Source organism: Brevibacterium epidermidis NBRC 14811 (genome assembly GCF_001570805.1).
Classification (GTDB): Bacteria; Actinomycetota; Actinomycetes; order Actinomycetales; family Brevibacteriaceae; genus Brevibacterium; species Brevibacterium epidermidis.
On sequence record NZ_BCSJ01000015.1, the window covers coordinates 460,504 to 474,495 of the forward strand.

Consider the following 13,992-nt stretch of genomic DNA (forward strand, 5'->3'; position numbering starts at 1 on the left):
CTCCACACGCATCAGAGTCCGGGCTCTGTACCCATCAAAGGAGACCATCATGAACTACACACCGTGGCCGCTGTCGGACGAGCAGCACGACATCCTCGACCTCGTGCGCGGATTCGCCGCGGACACGATCCGGCCCAACGGTCGCCGCGTCGACGAAGCCGACACCGAATCACCCGTCGGCATCTTCAGGGCCGCGGCGAAGCTCGGGATCACGGACTTCATGATCCCCGAGGAATTCGGCGGCGGAGGATTCACCGACGTCTTCACCCAATGTCTCGTCCAGGAGCAGCTGTGCTTCGGCGACCCCGGAATCGGAAACTTCGTGTGCTCGAACGGCTTCTTCGCCGACCCGATTCTCGCCCTCGGCACTGACGAGCAGAGAGAGGAATGGCTGCGCCCGCTCACCGGTGCGGAACCGAAGATCACCGCTTTGGCGACGACGGAACCGGGTTCGGGCTCGGACTCTGCGTCGATCATCACGCGGGCGGACCCCGTAGACGGCGGTTACGTCCTCAACGGGCAGAAAGCGTGGATCTCCAACGCCGGACTCGCGGACTTCTACGTCGTCTTCGCCAAGACCGACCAGACTCAGCGCTCCCGCGGAATCAGCGCCTTCCTCCTGCCCCGGGACAACGAGGGAATGGAATTCGGGGCGCCGATGAAGAAGATGGGCCAGCGGGCGATCATGTGTCGGGAGATTTTCTTCTCCGACGCGTTCGTGCCGGTCTCGGGCCGCCTCGGCGAGGAGGGGCAGGGATTCTACGGACTCATGCGCACCTTCGACGTCTCCCGTGTCGTACTCGGGGCGGCGGCACTGGGCACGGCACGGGCGGCATTCGAATACGCGCGTGACTATGCGCGGGAGCGGACCCAGTTCGGGACGACGATCATCGACCATCAGGCGGTGGCCTTCCGCCTGGCCGATATGGCCTCGCGCATCGATGCGGCCTGGCTGCAGGTGCTCAACGCCGCGCGGATGCTCGACGCCGGGGATGCCGTTGACCGGCAGACGATGACGTCGACGGCGGCGATGGCGAAGCTGAGCGCCTCGGAGACGGCGATGTTCTGCACGTGGGCTGCGGTACAGACCTTGGGCGGGTGGGGATATTCGCGCGAGCATCCGGTCGAGCAGTGGATGCGCGATGCCAAACTCGAGGAGATCGAGGAAGGCACCTCGGACATCATGCGCCTGCTCATCTCCCGCAACCTCGGATGACCGGAAAGGTTCGGACAAAAGGGAATAGGACTTGCGGACCCCTTGTTGTTCGAGATGAGACCCTGGGATAGGGTCGAAATGAAGCCACCGATGTGGTGGTCATCAAATCTGATCAGGAGGAATCTCATGGCTGAGCAGTACACACTTCCGGAACTGCCCTACGACTACTCCGCTCTTGAGCCGCATATCTCGGCTCGCATCATGGAGCTGCACCACGACAAGCACCACGCCACCTACGTCAAGGGCGCCAACACCGCCGTTGAGCAGCTGGCCGAAGCCCGCGAGTCCGGTAACCTCGCCGCTGTGCCGAAGCTGACCCGCGACCTCGCGTTCAACCTGGGCGGACACGTCAACCACTCGATCTTCTGGAACAACATGTCCCCGGACGGTGGAGACAAGCCGGTCGGTGAACTCGCCGCAGCCATCGATGACCAGTTCGGTTCCTTCGACAAGTTCCGCGAGCACTTCACCACCGCAGCCACCACGATCCAGGGCTCCGGCTGGGCCGTCCTCGTGTACGACCAGCTCGGCGGAAACCTCTTCATCGAGCAGCTCAAGGACCAGCAGTCCGACATCCAGCTCGGTGGCACCCCGGTTCTGCAGCTCGACATGTGGGAGCACGCCTTCTACCTCGACTACCAGAACGTCAAGCCCGACTACGTCAAGGCTTGGTGGAACATCGTGAACTGGGCAGACGCCGGCGCACGTTTCGACCGCGCAGTCGCTCAGACCAAGGGCCTCCTCCTCGGCTGAGACTCCAATTGCTACCTGACGGCGGCCCAGCAACCTCGCGCGAGGTTGCTGGGCCGCCGTCACGTGCTTGTGGGGGTGCGAAACGGGCGCTGTCGGAGACGTCGTCGGTCGGGCGGCTGCGGATAGGGTGGCCGGATGAACGCAATTGTCAGACCGTGGCACTCAGACGACGCCGGGGCATTGGCCGAGGTGTTTGAACGGGCCGATGACGCCCTGCTGAGCAACATTCCCGATGACCGCACGATCACCGGTGCCCGGGCATGGATCGAAACCATCACCGACGCCGAGGCGGCCGGTGAGCTATGCGCCCGGGCGATCGTCGGCCACGGTGTCGACGACGGTGACGATGCCGATGATGGCGACGGATCGGAACAACGAATCCTCGGAAACGTCATGGCTTCCGGGATTGAGCGCCGGCACTCGAGTGCGTGGATCTCCTATTGGTCAGTGGCTGAAGCCCGCGGCCAGGGTTTGGTATCGGCGGCGCTGCGCAGCCTCGTCGATCTCCTGCATGACGATCTCGGGATCTATCGGCTCGAACTCGGTTACCGAGTGAACAATCCGGCTTCGGCATCAGTCGCAAAGAATGCGGGCTTCATCGTCGAAGGCCGCGAACGAGAGAAGCTGCTCTACGACGGCACCCGCTATGACACCGAGATCTGCGCTCGTCTGAGTGGAGACCCGCGGCACCCCGGACCACGCCTACCAATGGCCGCTCCACACTGACCTCATTCTCACCCTCCAGAACTACCTGACGGGGGCTGAGCAACCTGGCGCCAGGTATCTGAGCCCCCGTCAGGTAGCAACAAGGAGTGTTCGGATGGTCACTGGATGCGGGGCGGCGGCGATGGAGTCGCTAGACTGGCTGGCGGAGATCGCAGGGATCATCGCACCTCGCAGGGATCGTCACACAAGGAGTCACAGCATATGAGCATTCGCGTAGCCGTCATCGGAGCCAAGGGTCGGATGGGATCCCACGCCGTCGATGCGATCAATAACGCCGAAGGACTCGAGCTCGTCGCCGCACTCGGCAGCAGCGACTCCCTGGAGACCCTGCTCGATCAGAACATCGACGTCGCCGTCGAACTCACCGTGCCGAAGTCCACCGAGGACAATGTCACCTTCCTCGTCGAGAACGGCATCGACACCGTCGTCGGCACCACCGGCTGGGACAACGACCGGCTGGCACGGCTCGAATCCACGCTGAAAGACCACCCGAAGACAGCTGTTCTCATCGCCCCGAACTTCTCGATCGGTGCCGTCCTGGCCATGCGTTTCGCCGAACTCGCGGCCCCATACTTCGACTCGGCCGAGGTCGTCGAGATCCACCACACCCGCAAACTCGACGCTCCGTCGGGAACCGCGAATCACACGGCCCAGCGCATCGCCGCGGCCCGCAACGCAGCTGGACTGCCAGCTGTTCCCGACTCCACGGAATCCGACCCGCAGGGTGCCCGCGGTGCGGTCATCGACGGAATCCACGTCCACGCCATCCGTCAGCAGGGCATGAACGCCCACGAGGAGATCCTCTTCGGCTCCGACGGCGAAGCCCTGACCATCCGCACGGACTCGCACTCGACTTCGGCGTTCATGCCCGGCATCGTCACCGCGGTGCGCTCGATCGCCGACTATACGGGGCTCATCCACGGCCTCGAGAACATGCTCGACCTCTGATGTCGAAGGCCAAGATCGGAGCGATCGTCGTCTCCGTCGTCCTCGTCTTCTACTTCGTCCTCATGGGACAGCGGGCGTGGATCCTCGTGCGCGAACCCGCGATGATCCCCAAGATCATGGGCATCGCCCTGTTCGTCCTGCCCGTCATCGGTGCCTGGACGCTCATCGTCGAACTCGTCTTCGGCGCCCGTACGGAGAAGCTCGCGCGCATCCTCGGCGAGGAAGGCGGACTGCCAGTCGACGACCTGCCCAGGACTCCGGGCGGGAAGATCATCCGCGAGGCCGCCGACGAGGAATTCGTGAAGTACCAGGCCGAAGCCGAGGCAGCCCCTGATGACTGGCGGTCCTGGTTCCGCCTCTCGTGCGCCTACGACGCCAGCGGCGACCGCAAACGGGCACGCGCCACGATGCGTAAGTCGATCAGCCTCTTCCGGGAAGGTCAGAAGCAGGGCGCTTAGGCCCCGGCGACGCCGCCCTGATGATGCCCGCGATCCCGCCCTCGAGCGGGCCGCGTGAACTGATGGCCAGCTTCCACAGCAGAGGCAGCAGCACAAACGTGAGCGCGTGGATGACAAACTCGAGGGTCTGCTCGCCCGGCGTCGCGGACACCTCCATCGGATTGCCCACGATCTGACGTCGCGTGATCTCCAGCAGCACGACATGCGCCGAATACACACTCAACGGCATCGACCCTGGCGCCGACAGCGGCGAAAGCAGCCACGACCGACGACCCAACAGCACCGCCGTAGCCTGGCAAACGGCGATCGTCATCACCGCGGTTCCGCCCGTGGAGAGCAGATCGAACGGCGTCCCCGAATGCGGCCCGGCGATCGCCAACCACCACCACGACGTCGCCGGAGTGACCCCGTAGCTGCCGGTGAACAGAGCGGCTGTGAGATCCGTGCCCCACATCTCCGACACAGCCACCAGTGCGGCATCCCCGCCGAACACGTTGAGCAGAATCCACGAGACACCGCGACCGACGACGAACAGTCCGAGCCCGGCCGTGAACAGTGCGAGCAGATGGCGGCCGATGTCGAGCTTCGCCACGGCCATGCCGAGCAGAATATAGGACAGCCACTGCAGCACCGGGTAATAGCCGGTGAGGAACAGATCAGTGAGCATCGTCCCCGGCGTCGCCAGGTCGAAGAAGCCCATCGGCAGGTAGCTCGGTTCGAGGAGGAACGTCGAGCGCACCCACATCGACACGACCGGGGAGAGGACCATCCAGACCCCGGCGATCGCGAACAGGGCGCCGGCCCGCAGCCGCAGGAAGAACAGGGCGAGCGCGAACATGATCCCGTAGTTGACGAGGATGACCGCCAGCAGCCCGGAGATCGACCCGAGGCACAGCCCGATGAGCACGATGGCTGCCGCGCGGATGAGCACGCTCGGCGCCGCATCGCGCAGCCGCCCCGACACCGCCAGCCGTGACCGGGTCGAGAGCACCAGAGAGCAGCCGGCGAGGACCGCGAACAGCGCCGAGGCACGACCGGCGAACACCGCCGCCCAGGTCGGCATCCCCGCTTCGTCGCCGAGCGCGAAGATGTGCGTGACCATCATCGCCAGAAGTGCGATCCCGCGGGCGACATCGAGTCCGATGAGCCGCCCGTCGGGGCTGAGCCGACGGAGCACCTTCGCCGAGGTGGCTGTGGAGTTCGCGTCGTGCGCTCGGTGGGGTTCCGCCGGGTGAGAGCTCATGGAACGATTCTCACACGACTTCCCATCTGCTCGCCCTCCCTTGTACGCTCCCGGGGTATCTTTATGCCATGACCTTCAACCCGAACGCCGATATCAGCGGCAACAGGACGAGCAAACGCGGCCGCAACACCGCGATAGTCGGCGGTGGCGGCGTGGGCATCGTCGGCCTGCTCATCTTCCTCATCGGACCGCTTCTCGGCGTTGATGTCACAGGACTGATGGGAGGCATCACCCCGGACGACGGCGGCAGCCAGAACCAGTCAAGCGGAACCAGCATGTCGCAGTGCGATACGGGTGAGGACGCGAACACGCACATCGACTGCCGCATGGCCGGAGCACAGGTCGTCCTCGACGACTATTGGGCCCAGAAGGTCGACGGCTACGAGCCTCCGGCGATGACACTTGTCGACGGTCAGACTCCGACAGCTTGCGGCACCGCCTCGAATCAGGTCGGACCGTTCTATTGCCCGGCCGATCAGGGCGTCTACATCGATCCGAGCTTCTTCGACATTCTGCGCCAGCAGTATGGTGCCTCCGCTGATGAGCTTGCACAGCTCTATATTGTCGGCCACGAGTGGGGACACCATATCCAGAACATCACCGGCGTGATGAGGGAACATCCGAACAACGGCACCGGACCGGAGAGCAACGGCGTTCGTACCGAGCTCCAAGCCGACTGCTATGCCGGTGCCTGGCTGGGCAAAGTCACCACGCTCACCGACGACAACGGTACCCCGTACCTCGAGGAGCCTTCGAAGGAACAGCTCGACGACGCCCTCAACGCGGCCTTCGTCGTCGGCGACGATCACATCCAGGAACAGTCCGGATTCGTCAATCCGGAATCGTTCACCCACGGCTCGAGCGAGCAGCGTCAGAAATGGTTCACCACCGGATACAACGAGGGGCTGAACAGCTGCGACACCTTCGCGGTCTCGGGCAACCAGCTCTGAGAGCTTTCAGCGCACCCCATTAGCCTGTTGCCAGGCCAGGAAATGGTCGATGACTAACCGCACATCCGGATGAGGAATGATCTGACCGGTGTGATCGCGGATTGACGGCAGACTGAGGCGTTCGATGATTTCCTTGCGGCCGCTCCTCAGCAGCAGCCGGCAGGCGTGAGAGCTGTCGCCGGGCTCGGGTGGGGCGATCGCGGCGACTTCGGACCAGGACACGTGCAGAGGGCGGAACCACCTGCGGACGACGACCAATCCGCCGTCGTGGATCTTCACGGTCATCGTCAGCATGAATGACAGTATGAGGAAGCCGCCGCAGACGAAGAGTATTCCGACGAGGAAGAAGAGCCCGCCGAGTCCCCACGCGATCATCGCTCCCGCAGTCTGGCCGGACTCATGTTGGCTAGCGGAGTGCAGCATCCGGACGATGAAGATGACGGCTGAGATCATGGCGACGACTCCCAAGATTGGGAACAACACGATCGCCACCTTCAGTGGCCCGGGCCAGTCGGAACTCTTCATTCGGCCAAGGTCGACTCGCACGGGTCCAAGGCTGCGCTCTCGGATGCTTTCCATATGGTCAACCCCTTCGTCCCGCACCGAGGCGGCATCACTGTCAGCGTAGTCCAATGCTAAGCGAGCGCACGGAGAGCGGACAAGGTTCACCCTTGTCGCCGTTAGTCATACGGTGATATGAATAACTGAGTCAGCCCCTCACGACGAACTGATCAAGGACGATCATGTCAAAGCTGTTCCCGCACCTCTTCGAACCCATCACCCTCGGCTCTACAACGATCCGCAACCGCATCGTCTCGTCCGGCCACGACACCGTCCTCGACGATCACGGCCACATCGGCGACGACCTCGTCGCCTATCACGAAGCTCGCGCGAAGGGCGGGGCCGGACTTATCGTCCTCCAAGTCTCCGGCGTCCACGAGACTGCCCGCTACACCAGCCACGTCCTCATGGCCACTGACGAATCCTCCGTCCCCGGATACCAAGCCGTCGCCGAGGCGGTCCACCGTCATGGCGCCACGATCTTCGCCCAGCTCTTCCACCCCGGCCGCGAAGTCATGGACGGCGAGCGCGGAATGGCACCCCGCGCCAAAGCCCCGAGCGACGAACCGCAGGAGAGGTTCAAGGTCGTGCCCGAAGCGCTGTCCACCGACGAGATCAAGGACATCATCGCCGGCTATGGACGCGCCGCAAAGCGCATCGCCGACTCCGGAATCGACGGCGTCGAGATCGTCGCCAGCCACGGCTACCTGCCCATCCAGTTCTTCAACCCGTCCGTGAACACCCGCACCGACGAATACGGCGGCAGCCCGGAGAATCGCCGCCGGTTCCTCGCCGAGGTGGCCCAGACCGTCCGCGAATCCGTGGGCCCCGACGTCGTGGTGGGTCTGCGGATCTCAGGCGAGGAGAAGACCGAGGACGGTCTCGTCGCCACCGAAATCCTCGACCTCATCGGCCACCTCGATTCCCTCCAGGCCGACGACGTCGATTGCCTCGACTACTACTCGATCACTGCCGGCGATTCCTCCACATTGCAGGGCGCCGTCCACATCGTGCCGTCGATGCAGATCGACCCGGGCTACGCCGCGAGCCTGTCCGAGCAGGTCAAGAAGATCACGGACAAGACCGTCATGGTTGCCGGCCGCATCAACCAACCCCACGAAGCCGAAACCGCGATCGCCGAAGGCCGCACCGACATGGCGATCATGACCCGCGCGATGATCTGCGACCCCGAGATCGCGAACAAATCCTCTGCCGACCGAGTCGATGAGATCCGCGCCTGCATCGGCTGCAACCAGGCCTGCATCGGCCACTTCCAACAGGGCGTGCCGATCTCGTGCATCCAATACCCCGAATCAGGTCGGGAACTGACCTTCCTTCCCCGACCGACAGTCCGCACCCGCCGCACAGTCCTCGTCATCGGCGGGGGACCGGCCGGACTCAAGGCCGCCGCGGTCGCCGCCGAACAGGGCGATGACGTCGTCCTGTGCGAGAGGGAGCCCCACCTCGGCGGGGCTGTGCTGCTGGCCCAGGAATTGCCGTACCGGTCCGAATTCGGGGGAGCAGCGACGAACCTCTCCGCCGAGGCGGCCCGCGCCGGAGTCGATATCCGCACCTCCGCACCGGCCACCCAGAACCTCATCACCGAGGTGGCCGCCGACCATGTCATCATCGCCACGGGAGCCGAGCAGCGCATGCCCGCCCTCGAGGTCGCCGACGACGCCTTCGTCATCGGCGCCCGCGACTTTCTGCGCGAGGACCCGGTCCTGCCTCCCGGCCGTGTGCTCGTCACGGATTGGAAGGGCGATTGGATCGGACTCGGGATCGCCCTGCGCTTGGCCGAAGCCGGTCGACACGTGAGTCTGGCGACGGCGGCGAACTTCGCGGGAGCCGCAATCCAGCAGTACACGCGGACTCTGCTCGTCTCTCAGGCACTGCGTTCCGGTCGGATCGACTTCATCAACGACTCCCGCCTCGTCGGCGTCGACGCCGATACCGGCTACCTGCAGTCCACACTCTGCGAAGTCGTCCACGAGGTCGACAATGTCGCCGCGACGATCGTGTCGGCGGCACCCAGGTCGGTTCCGGTCGACCTTGACTTCGGGGCCGCCTCGGTGACGGTGATCGGAGACGCCTTGGCCCCGCGCACGGTCGAGGAGGCCGTGTACGAAGGACTGACCGCAGCCACCGATCTGGCCACCAGGGAGCAGGTAGTCGCAGACGAACAGGCGGTCACGGCATGACCCCGCGTCCGGCTCAGCCGCCCGAGCAGGCCGAGGCGAAGAAGTTCGCGATCATCCAAGCGACCCTCGACGCCATCGTTGCCAGAGGACCCTCCGCCGTCCGGCTCGGAGACGTGGCGAAAGCGGTCGGCATGTCGATCGGCACCGTGCAGTACTATTTCGAGTCCCGTGACGACCTGCTCGCCCAGGCGTTCTCATTCCAGACCGCGACGGTGCTGCTGCACCTCGAAGAGATGGCGAAACAGGGCGATGACCCGCGCGGACGGATGGCTCGCTATCGTCTCCACAATGCGTTCGCCGCCGTGCAAGGGGTGGGAATGCATGAGCAGCGGTCGCGGATCTGGCTCGAGCTCGTCACCGCCGCGCGTACAGACGAAGGCCTGCAGAACTGCGTCGATGCTGTGTTCGCAGGGTGGCGGAAGCTGTTCAGGACGATCGTCGACGACGGACTGGAGAGGCACGAATTCGGACTCTTCGACCTCTCCGCCACCGAGGTGGTCGACACGTTCATCGCCATCATCGACGGCTTCGACCTCGCCACCGTCGCCGGCCACGGACCTGATCCGCGCACCATGACGCGGATCCTCATCGAGACCGCGGACCGCCTGCTCGAAGGATAGGAAGTCGGGTCACAGCCGCGCGATCGAGTCGACGTCCTCGCTGAACTCCCGGGCCGTCTCCTCGGACACCGTCGCCCGAGTCGCTCGCAGCGCCTCGAGGTAGTCATCGGTCGAGAGCACTTCTGTGCGGGATGAGATATCGACCTGCTGTTGGCGCAGCGACGACGCCAGAGCTTCCTGCGATGCACGCCTCGCCGCATATTCGATATCGGCCGGGGTCAGCCCGTCACTGGCATGGACGAGCACCTCGAGATCGACACCGGCGATCGTGTGTTCGGGAATGTAGCGCGACCAGATCGCCTCCCGGGCGGTCGCATCGGGCAGTCCGATGGGAATGACGTAGTCGAAGCGCCCGTGCCGCAGGAACGCCGCATCGAGGGCGCGGACGAAATTCGTGGCACAGACGAGCAGCCGGCCCTCCCGATCCCGGAACTCCGCAACCTGCTTGAGCAGCTCGTTCGTCACCCCCTGCGTCGGCGACGGCGGCTCACCCCCGCGCTTCGACGCGATCTCCTCGACCTCATCGATGAACACCACGGCATGCTCGAGCTCGTTGATCTGCTCGAACGTCGTGCGCAGACCCGCGGCCACACCGCCGGGCTCACCGGACAGACGCGACGGGAACACCTCGACGAACGGCCAGTCCAACCGCGATGCCACCGCCTTCGCGAACGTCGTCTTCCCCGTCCCCGGCGGACCGAAGAGCATCACCGCCCGAGGCGGCACCACGCCGAAATGATCGGCGAGATCCGGTTCGGCCAAAGGCACGACGAGGCGGTCCTCGAGCATGTCCTTCTCCTCCTGCATTCCGCTCACCCCGTCCCAGAGGTGGCGCGGCAGGATCCGTCCCCCGACCGCTTTGAGCCGGTCGAGCTCACGACGTTGGACGGGCAAGTGCCGCTCCACGTACTTCAGCCCGGACCGGGTCTCGAAGCCGTTGGCCACCAGACCATCGCAGGCCGAGGTTCCGGCGGGAATGAGCATCGAGAGCTTCCCCAAGCCCAGCGGCATGAGACGGCGTTCGAGCGCATCGAGCAGCCCCGCCTCGGCGCGGGTGCCCTGCTCCGGATCGACACGGACCTCGTCGAGGACATGGAAGAACACGAGCACCCCCTGACCATGGGCGGCGCGGCCGACGGCGGCACCGACGATCTCCTCATCGCGGACGGCCACGACGGCCTGATTGCGCTGGCAGGCGGCCAACACCTCGGAGAGCGGATAGAGCGGGGGAGTATCCGCAGATTCTGGGACGGCGGCCTCGAAGAGACGGATGATTCCGTCGAGATCATCATCGTGGAAATCGCGGATGCGGGTGCGGGTCATCGAAAACTCCTTTGTTTCGGTGGCGGGCAGGGTCCAAGCGTAGACGATCTCCGCCCACCGGGCGTGATCTGCCTCTCACCATGCGCGCTCTGCGGCGTGCCCACGGACGGCGCGGCCGCCTCGGCGAAGGACTGGCGAGGCGAACGACACCCGCAACGCGGGTGGACCACTGCACTCATGAGAGGACGTGGGCGCTATCCTGGTTCTATGGCGATTCTCGGTGACCAGGCAGCAGCGACTGCCATTGACGCTTTCGGTTCCGTCGGCACTGCAATGGTGACCCCATTCAAACGCGACGGCAGCATCGACTATGCGTCCGTGGAGAAGGTGGCGAACCACCTCGTCGAGCTCGGCAACGACATGCTCGTCGTCTCCGGCACCACCGGCGAATCTCCGACGACGACCGACGATGAGAAGGTCGAACTCATCCGCGTCGTCCGCGGCGTCATCGGCAAGCGGGCGAAGATCGTCGCCGGCACCGGCAACAACGTCACCGCGCACACCATCGACCTCTCCCGCCGCTCGGCCGATGCCGGAGCCGACGGGATCCTGCTCGTCACCCCGTACTACTCGAAGCCGACCCAGCCGGCGATCGAAGCCCACATGCGCGCGGCCGCCGACTCCACCGACCTGCCGGTCATGCTCTATGACATCCCCGGCCGCGCCGGTGCCCCGATCATCACGGACACCCTCCTGCGGCTCTCCGACCATCCGAACATCCTCGCGGTCAAGGACGCCAAGGGCGACCTCTTCGCCTCCTCGTTCGTGATGAACAACTCCTCGCTCGTGTACTACTCCGGCGAAGACGCGCTCAACCTGCCGCTGCTGTCCCTCGGCGCCCTCGGGCTCGTGTCCGTGGCCGGGCACGTCTGCTCCGATCGATTCGCAGCGATGGTCGCCGCAGTGGCGAACAACGACCTCAACACCGCACGCACCCTTTCCCGCGACACCGCGGACGTAGTGGATGCGCTCATGAACCACATGCCGGGAGTGATCTCGGCGAAGGCCGCTTTGCAGGCCCAAGGAATACTCGACAACCGCGACGTGCGTATGCCGCTGCTCCCAGCTGATGAGGACCAGATGGCGTTCGTCGCCGCCCAATTGACCAGGAGTGGTTACCTCAGTGAATAATGCATTGACCCAAGAACTGTCCCTCCCGCCGAGGATGGACAAAGAAGCCGTCCGCATCGTCGCACTCGGCGGACTCGGCGAAGTCGGCCGCAACATGACCGTCTTCGAATACCACGGCAAACTCCTCATCGTCGACTGCGGTGTGCTCTTCCCGGAAGAGGACCAGCCCGGCGTCGACCTCATCCTCCCCGATTTCTCCTACCTCGACGACCGCCTCGATGACATCGTCGGCCTCGTCCTGACCCACGGCCACGAAGACCACATCGGCGCCGTTCCCTACCTGCTGCGCCGCAAGGGCGACATCCCGATCCTCGGTTCGCAGCTGACGATCGCGCTCATCGAAGCCAAGCTCAAAGAGCACCGCATCAAGCCCATCACCCGCGTGGTGAAGGAAGACGACGTCGACCAGCTCGGTCCCTTCGACCTCGAGTTCGTCGCCGTCAACCACTCGATCCCCGACGCCCTGGCCGTGTTCATCCGCACCGGCGCCGGAAACATCCTGCACACCGGTGACTTCAAGATGGACCAGCTGCCGCTCGACGGCCGCATCACCGACCTGCGCGCCTTCGCCCGCCTCGGCGAAGAAGGTGTCGACCTGTTCATGACGGACTCGACGAACGCCGAGGTCCCCGGCTTCACCGCGCTGGAGAAGGACATCGGGCCCGTGCTCGAGAACCTCTTCGGCACCGCCGAGCGCCGCATCATCGTCGCTTCCTTCTCCTCCCACGTCCACCGCGTGCAGCAGGTGCTCAACGCCGCGACGGCCCACGGCCGCAAGGTCGCCCTCGTCGGCCGCTCCATGGTGCGCAATATGAAGATCGCCGAAGACCTCGGCTACCTCAACGTGCCGGCCGGAACGCTCATCGACATCAAGAAGGTCGACGACTACCCCGAGGACCAGATCGTCCTCATGTGCACCGGCTCGCAGGGTGAGCCGATGGCCGCCCTGTCCCGGATGGCCAACCGCAACCACCGCGTCGACGTCGGCGACGGCGACACCGTCATCCTCGCCTCCTCGCTCATCCCCGGTAACGAGAACTCCGTGTTCAAGGTCATCAACGGCCTGATGAAGCTCGGCGCTCGTGTCATCTCGAAGGCCGACGCGAAGATCCACGTGTCCGGCCACGCCTCCGGCGGCGAGCTGCTCTACTGCTACAACATCGTCAAACCCCGCGGCGTCATGCCCGTCCACGGCGAATGGCGTCACCTGCTGGCCAACGCCCGCCACGCCGAGGCGACCGGAGTCGACCCGAACAACATCGTCCTGGCCGATGACGGCTGGGTCGTCGACCTCAAGGACGGTCACGCCGAGGTCGTCGGCGCCGTCGACTGCAACTACGTATTCGTCGACGGTTCGTCGGTCGGTGAGATCACCGAGGCGGACCTCAAAGATCGTCTCGTCCTGTCCGGTGAGGGCTTCGTGACGATCTTCATGGCCGTGAACTCGCAGACGAAGTCGCTCATCGCCGGACCCGAGATCCACGCCCGCGGTGTAGCCGAGTCCGATGACGTCTTCGACTCAATCGTTCCGAAGGTGCAGAAGGCCGTCGAGGATGCGCTGCGCGACGGCACCACCGATCAGTTCCAGCTCCAGCAGGTGGTGCGCCGCACCATCGGCCGCTGGGTGTCCTCGAAGCTGCGCCGCAAGCCGATGATCGTCCCCATGGTCGTCATCGTCTGAGACTCCGTCTGCGGTCGGCTCGACTGTCGGTCTGCTGCACAGACGAAACCGCGAACGCCCGCAGATGCCTCCTCGTGAGGCTCTGCGGGCGTTGTCGTGTTCTGGGCGAATCGCCTTTTGATCGGCACATCGCGTTTGAACCCGATGAATGGATCAAAAGGCGATGACTCCGGCGGCAGTC

At 64.8% G+C, this 13,992-nt stretch carries 13 protein-coding genes; 10 read left to right on the top strand and 3 right to left on the bottom strand.

Annotation, left to right across the window (positions count from 1 at the left end):
* Positions 1-49 precede the first annotated feature (49 nt).
* The 5 genes from BEP01S_RS13230 to BEP01S_RS13250 all read left to right on the top strand — a co-directional run bounded on the left by BEP01S_RS13230 (position 50) and on the right by BEP01S_RS13250 (position 4,101).
* The gene (locus BEP01S_RS13230) at positions 50-1,216 is read left to right on the top strand and encodes an acyl-CoA dehydrogenase family protein (protein ID WP_062244026.1); all 1,167 of its coding nucleotides are present in this window, start codon (positions 50-52) and stop codon (positions 1,214-1,216) included.
* A gap of 126 nt (positions 1,217-1,342) precedes the next feature.
* Positions 1,343-1,969, top strand: a complete 627-nt coding sequence (locus BEP01S_RS13235; RefSeq protein ID WP_039210893.1) for a superoxide dismutase — start codon at positions 1,343-1,345, stop codon at positions 1,967-1,969.
* Between the two features lie 135 nt (positions 1,970-2,104).
* The gene (locus BEP01S_RS13240) at positions 2,105-2,695 is read left to right on the top strand and encodes a GNAT family N-acetyltransferase (protein WP_062244028.1); all 591 of its coding nucleotides are present in this window, start codon (positions 2,105-2,107) and stop codon (positions 2,693-2,695) included.
* A 201-nt stretch (positions 2,696-2,896) separates the two neighbouring features.
* Positions 2,897-3,643: a 4-hydroxy-tetrahydrodipicolinate reductase gene (gene dapB / locus BEP01S_RS13245; RefSeq protein ID WP_039206613.1), complete on the top strand. Its 747-nt coding sequence runs from the start codon at positions 2,897-2,899 to the stop codon at positions 3,641-3,643.
* Positions 3,643-4,101, top strand: coding sequence for a tetratricopeptide repeat protein (locus BEP01S_RS13250; RefSeq protein WP_039206615.1), 459 nt, complete (start codon positions 3,643-3,645; stop codon positions 4,099-4,101). Before dapB ends, BEP01S_RS13250 begins: the two co-directional genes overlap by 1 nt.
* Here the strand turns inward: BEP01S_RS13250 and BEP01S_RS13255 are convergent.
* The gene (locus BEP01S_RS13255; protein ID WP_062244031.1) at positions 4,064-5,344 is read right to left on the bottom strand and encodes a heparan-alpha-glucosaminide N-acetyltransferase domain-containing protein; all 1,281 of its coding nucleotides are present in this window, start codon (positions 5,342-5,344) and stop codon (positions 4,064-4,066) included. The two genes, BEP01S_RS13250 and BEP01S_RS13255, sit on opposite strands and share 38 nt — an antisense overlap.
* 68 nt (positions 5,345-5,412) lie before the next feature.
* Between BEP01S_RS13255 and ypfJ the strand changes: the two genes are divergently transcribed.
* Entirely contained in the window at positions 5,413-6,294 is an 882-nt protein-coding gene (gene ypfJ / locus BEP01S_RS13260; RefSeq protein ID WP_062244035.1) for a KPN_02809 family neutral zinc metallopeptidase, read from the top strand.
* Between the two features lie 6 nt (positions 6,295-6,300).
* On the opposite strand, the gene BEP01S_RS13265 is transcribed toward ypfJ, so the two are convergent.
* Positions 6,301-6,777 carry a hypothetical protein gene (locus BEP01S_RS13265; protein WP_156483889.1) on the bottom strand — a complete coding sequence of 159 codons (477 nt, stop codon included), beginning with the start codon at positions 6,775-6,777 and terminating at the stop codon, positions 6,301-6,303.
* A 260-nt stretch (positions 6,778-7,037) separates the two neighbouring features.
* Between BEP01S_RS13265 and BEP01S_RS13270 the strand changes: the two genes are divergently transcribed.
* On the top strand, positions 7,038-9,056 hold the full coding sequence (locus BEP01S_RS13270; protein ID WP_083532712.1) for an oxidoreductase: 2,019 nt from the start codon (positions 7,038-7,040) through the stop codon (positions 9,054-9,056).
* Positions 9,053-9,676: a TetR/AcrR family transcriptional regulator gene (locus BEP01S_RS13275; RefSeq protein ID WP_062244043.1), complete on the top strand. Its 624-nt coding sequence runs from the start codon at positions 9,053-9,055 to the stop codon at positions 9,674-9,676. The genes BEP01S_RS13270 and BEP01S_RS13275 overlap by 4 nt, the downstream gene beginning before the upstream one ends.
* A 9-nt stretch (positions 9,677-9,685) precedes the next feature.
* Here the strand turns inward: BEP01S_RS13275 and BEP01S_RS13280 are convergent, their stop codons facing one another.
* A complete protein-coding gene (locus BEP01S_RS13280) occupies positions 9,686-10,999 on the bottom strand; it encodes an ATP-binding protein (protein WP_062244045.1) in 1,314 nt (437 codons plus the stop codon).
* A gap of 207 nt (positions 11,000-11,206) precedes the next feature.
* Between BEP01S_RS13280 and dapA the strand changes: the two genes are divergently transcribed.
* Together dapA and BEP01S_RS13290 are read left to right on the top strand one after the other, a co-directional pair.
* Positions 11,207-12,130 (top strand): 4-hydroxy-tetrahydrodipicolinate synthase, encoded by a 924-nt coding sequence (gene dapA, locus BEP01S_RS13285; RefSeq protein WP_062244047.1) that lies wholly within the window; start codon positions 11,207-11,209, stop codon positions 12,128-12,130.
* A 34-nt stretch (positions 12,131-12,164) separates the two neighbouring features.
* Positions 12,165-13,811 carry a ribonuclease J gene (locus BEP01S_RS13290; protein ID WP_062244049.1) on the top strand — a complete coding sequence of 549 codons (1,647 nt, stop codon included), beginning with the start codon at positions 12,165-12,167 and terminating at the stop codon, positions 13,809-13,811.
* The last annotated feature ends 181 nt before the right edge of the window (positions 13,812-13,992 follow it).

Bases quoted from the DNA above. Each gene is read 5' to 3' on its own strand.
- BEP01S_RS13230 (WP_062244026.1), top strand. From the start codon at position 50: ATGAACTACACACCGTGGCCGCTGTCGGACGAGCAGCACGACATCCTC.
- BEP01S_RS13235 (WP_039210893.1), top strand. From the start codon at position 1,343: ATGGCTGAGCAGTACACACTTCCGGAACTGCCCTACGACTACTCCGCT.
- BEP01S_RS13240 (WP_062244028.1), top strand. From the start codon at position 2,105: ATGAACGCAATTGTCAGACCGTGGCACTCAGACGACGCCGGGGCATTG.
- dapB (WP_039206613.1), top strand. From the start codon at position 2,897: ATGAGCATTCGCGTAGCCGTCATCGGAGCCAAGGGTCGGATGGGATCC.
- BEP01S_RS13250 (WP_039206615.1), top strand. From the start codon at position 3,643: ATGTCGAAGGCCAAGATCGGAGCGATCGTCGTCTCCGTCGTCCTCGTC.
- BEP01S_RS13255 (WP_062244031.1), bottom strand. From the start codon at position 5,344: ATGAGCTCTCACCCGGCGGAACCCCACCGAGCGCACGACGCGAACTCC.
- ypfJ (WP_062244035.1), top strand. From the start codon at position 5,413: ATGACCTTCAACCCGAACGCCGATATCAGCGGCAACAGGACGAGCAAA.
- BEP01S_RS13270 (WP_083532712.1), top strand. From the start codon at position 7,038: ATGTCAAAGCTGTTCCCGCACCTCTTCGAACCCATCACCCTCGGCTCT.
- BEP01S_RS13275 (WP_062244043.1), top strand. From the start codon at position 9,053: ATGACCCCGCGTCCGGCTCAGCCGCCCGAGCAGGCCGAGGCGAAGAAG.
- BEP01S_RS13280 (WP_062244045.1), bottom strand. From the start codon at position 10,999: ATGACCCGCACCCGCATCCGCGATTTCCACGATGATGATCTCGACGGA.
- dapA (WP_062244047.1), top strand. From the start codon at position 11,207: ATGGCGATTCTCGGTGACCAGGCAGCAGCGACTGCCATTGACGCTTTC.
- BEP01S_RS13290 (WP_062244049.1), top strand. From the start codon at position 12,165: ATGGACAAAGAAGCCGTCCGCATCGTCGCACTCGGCGGACTCGGCGAA.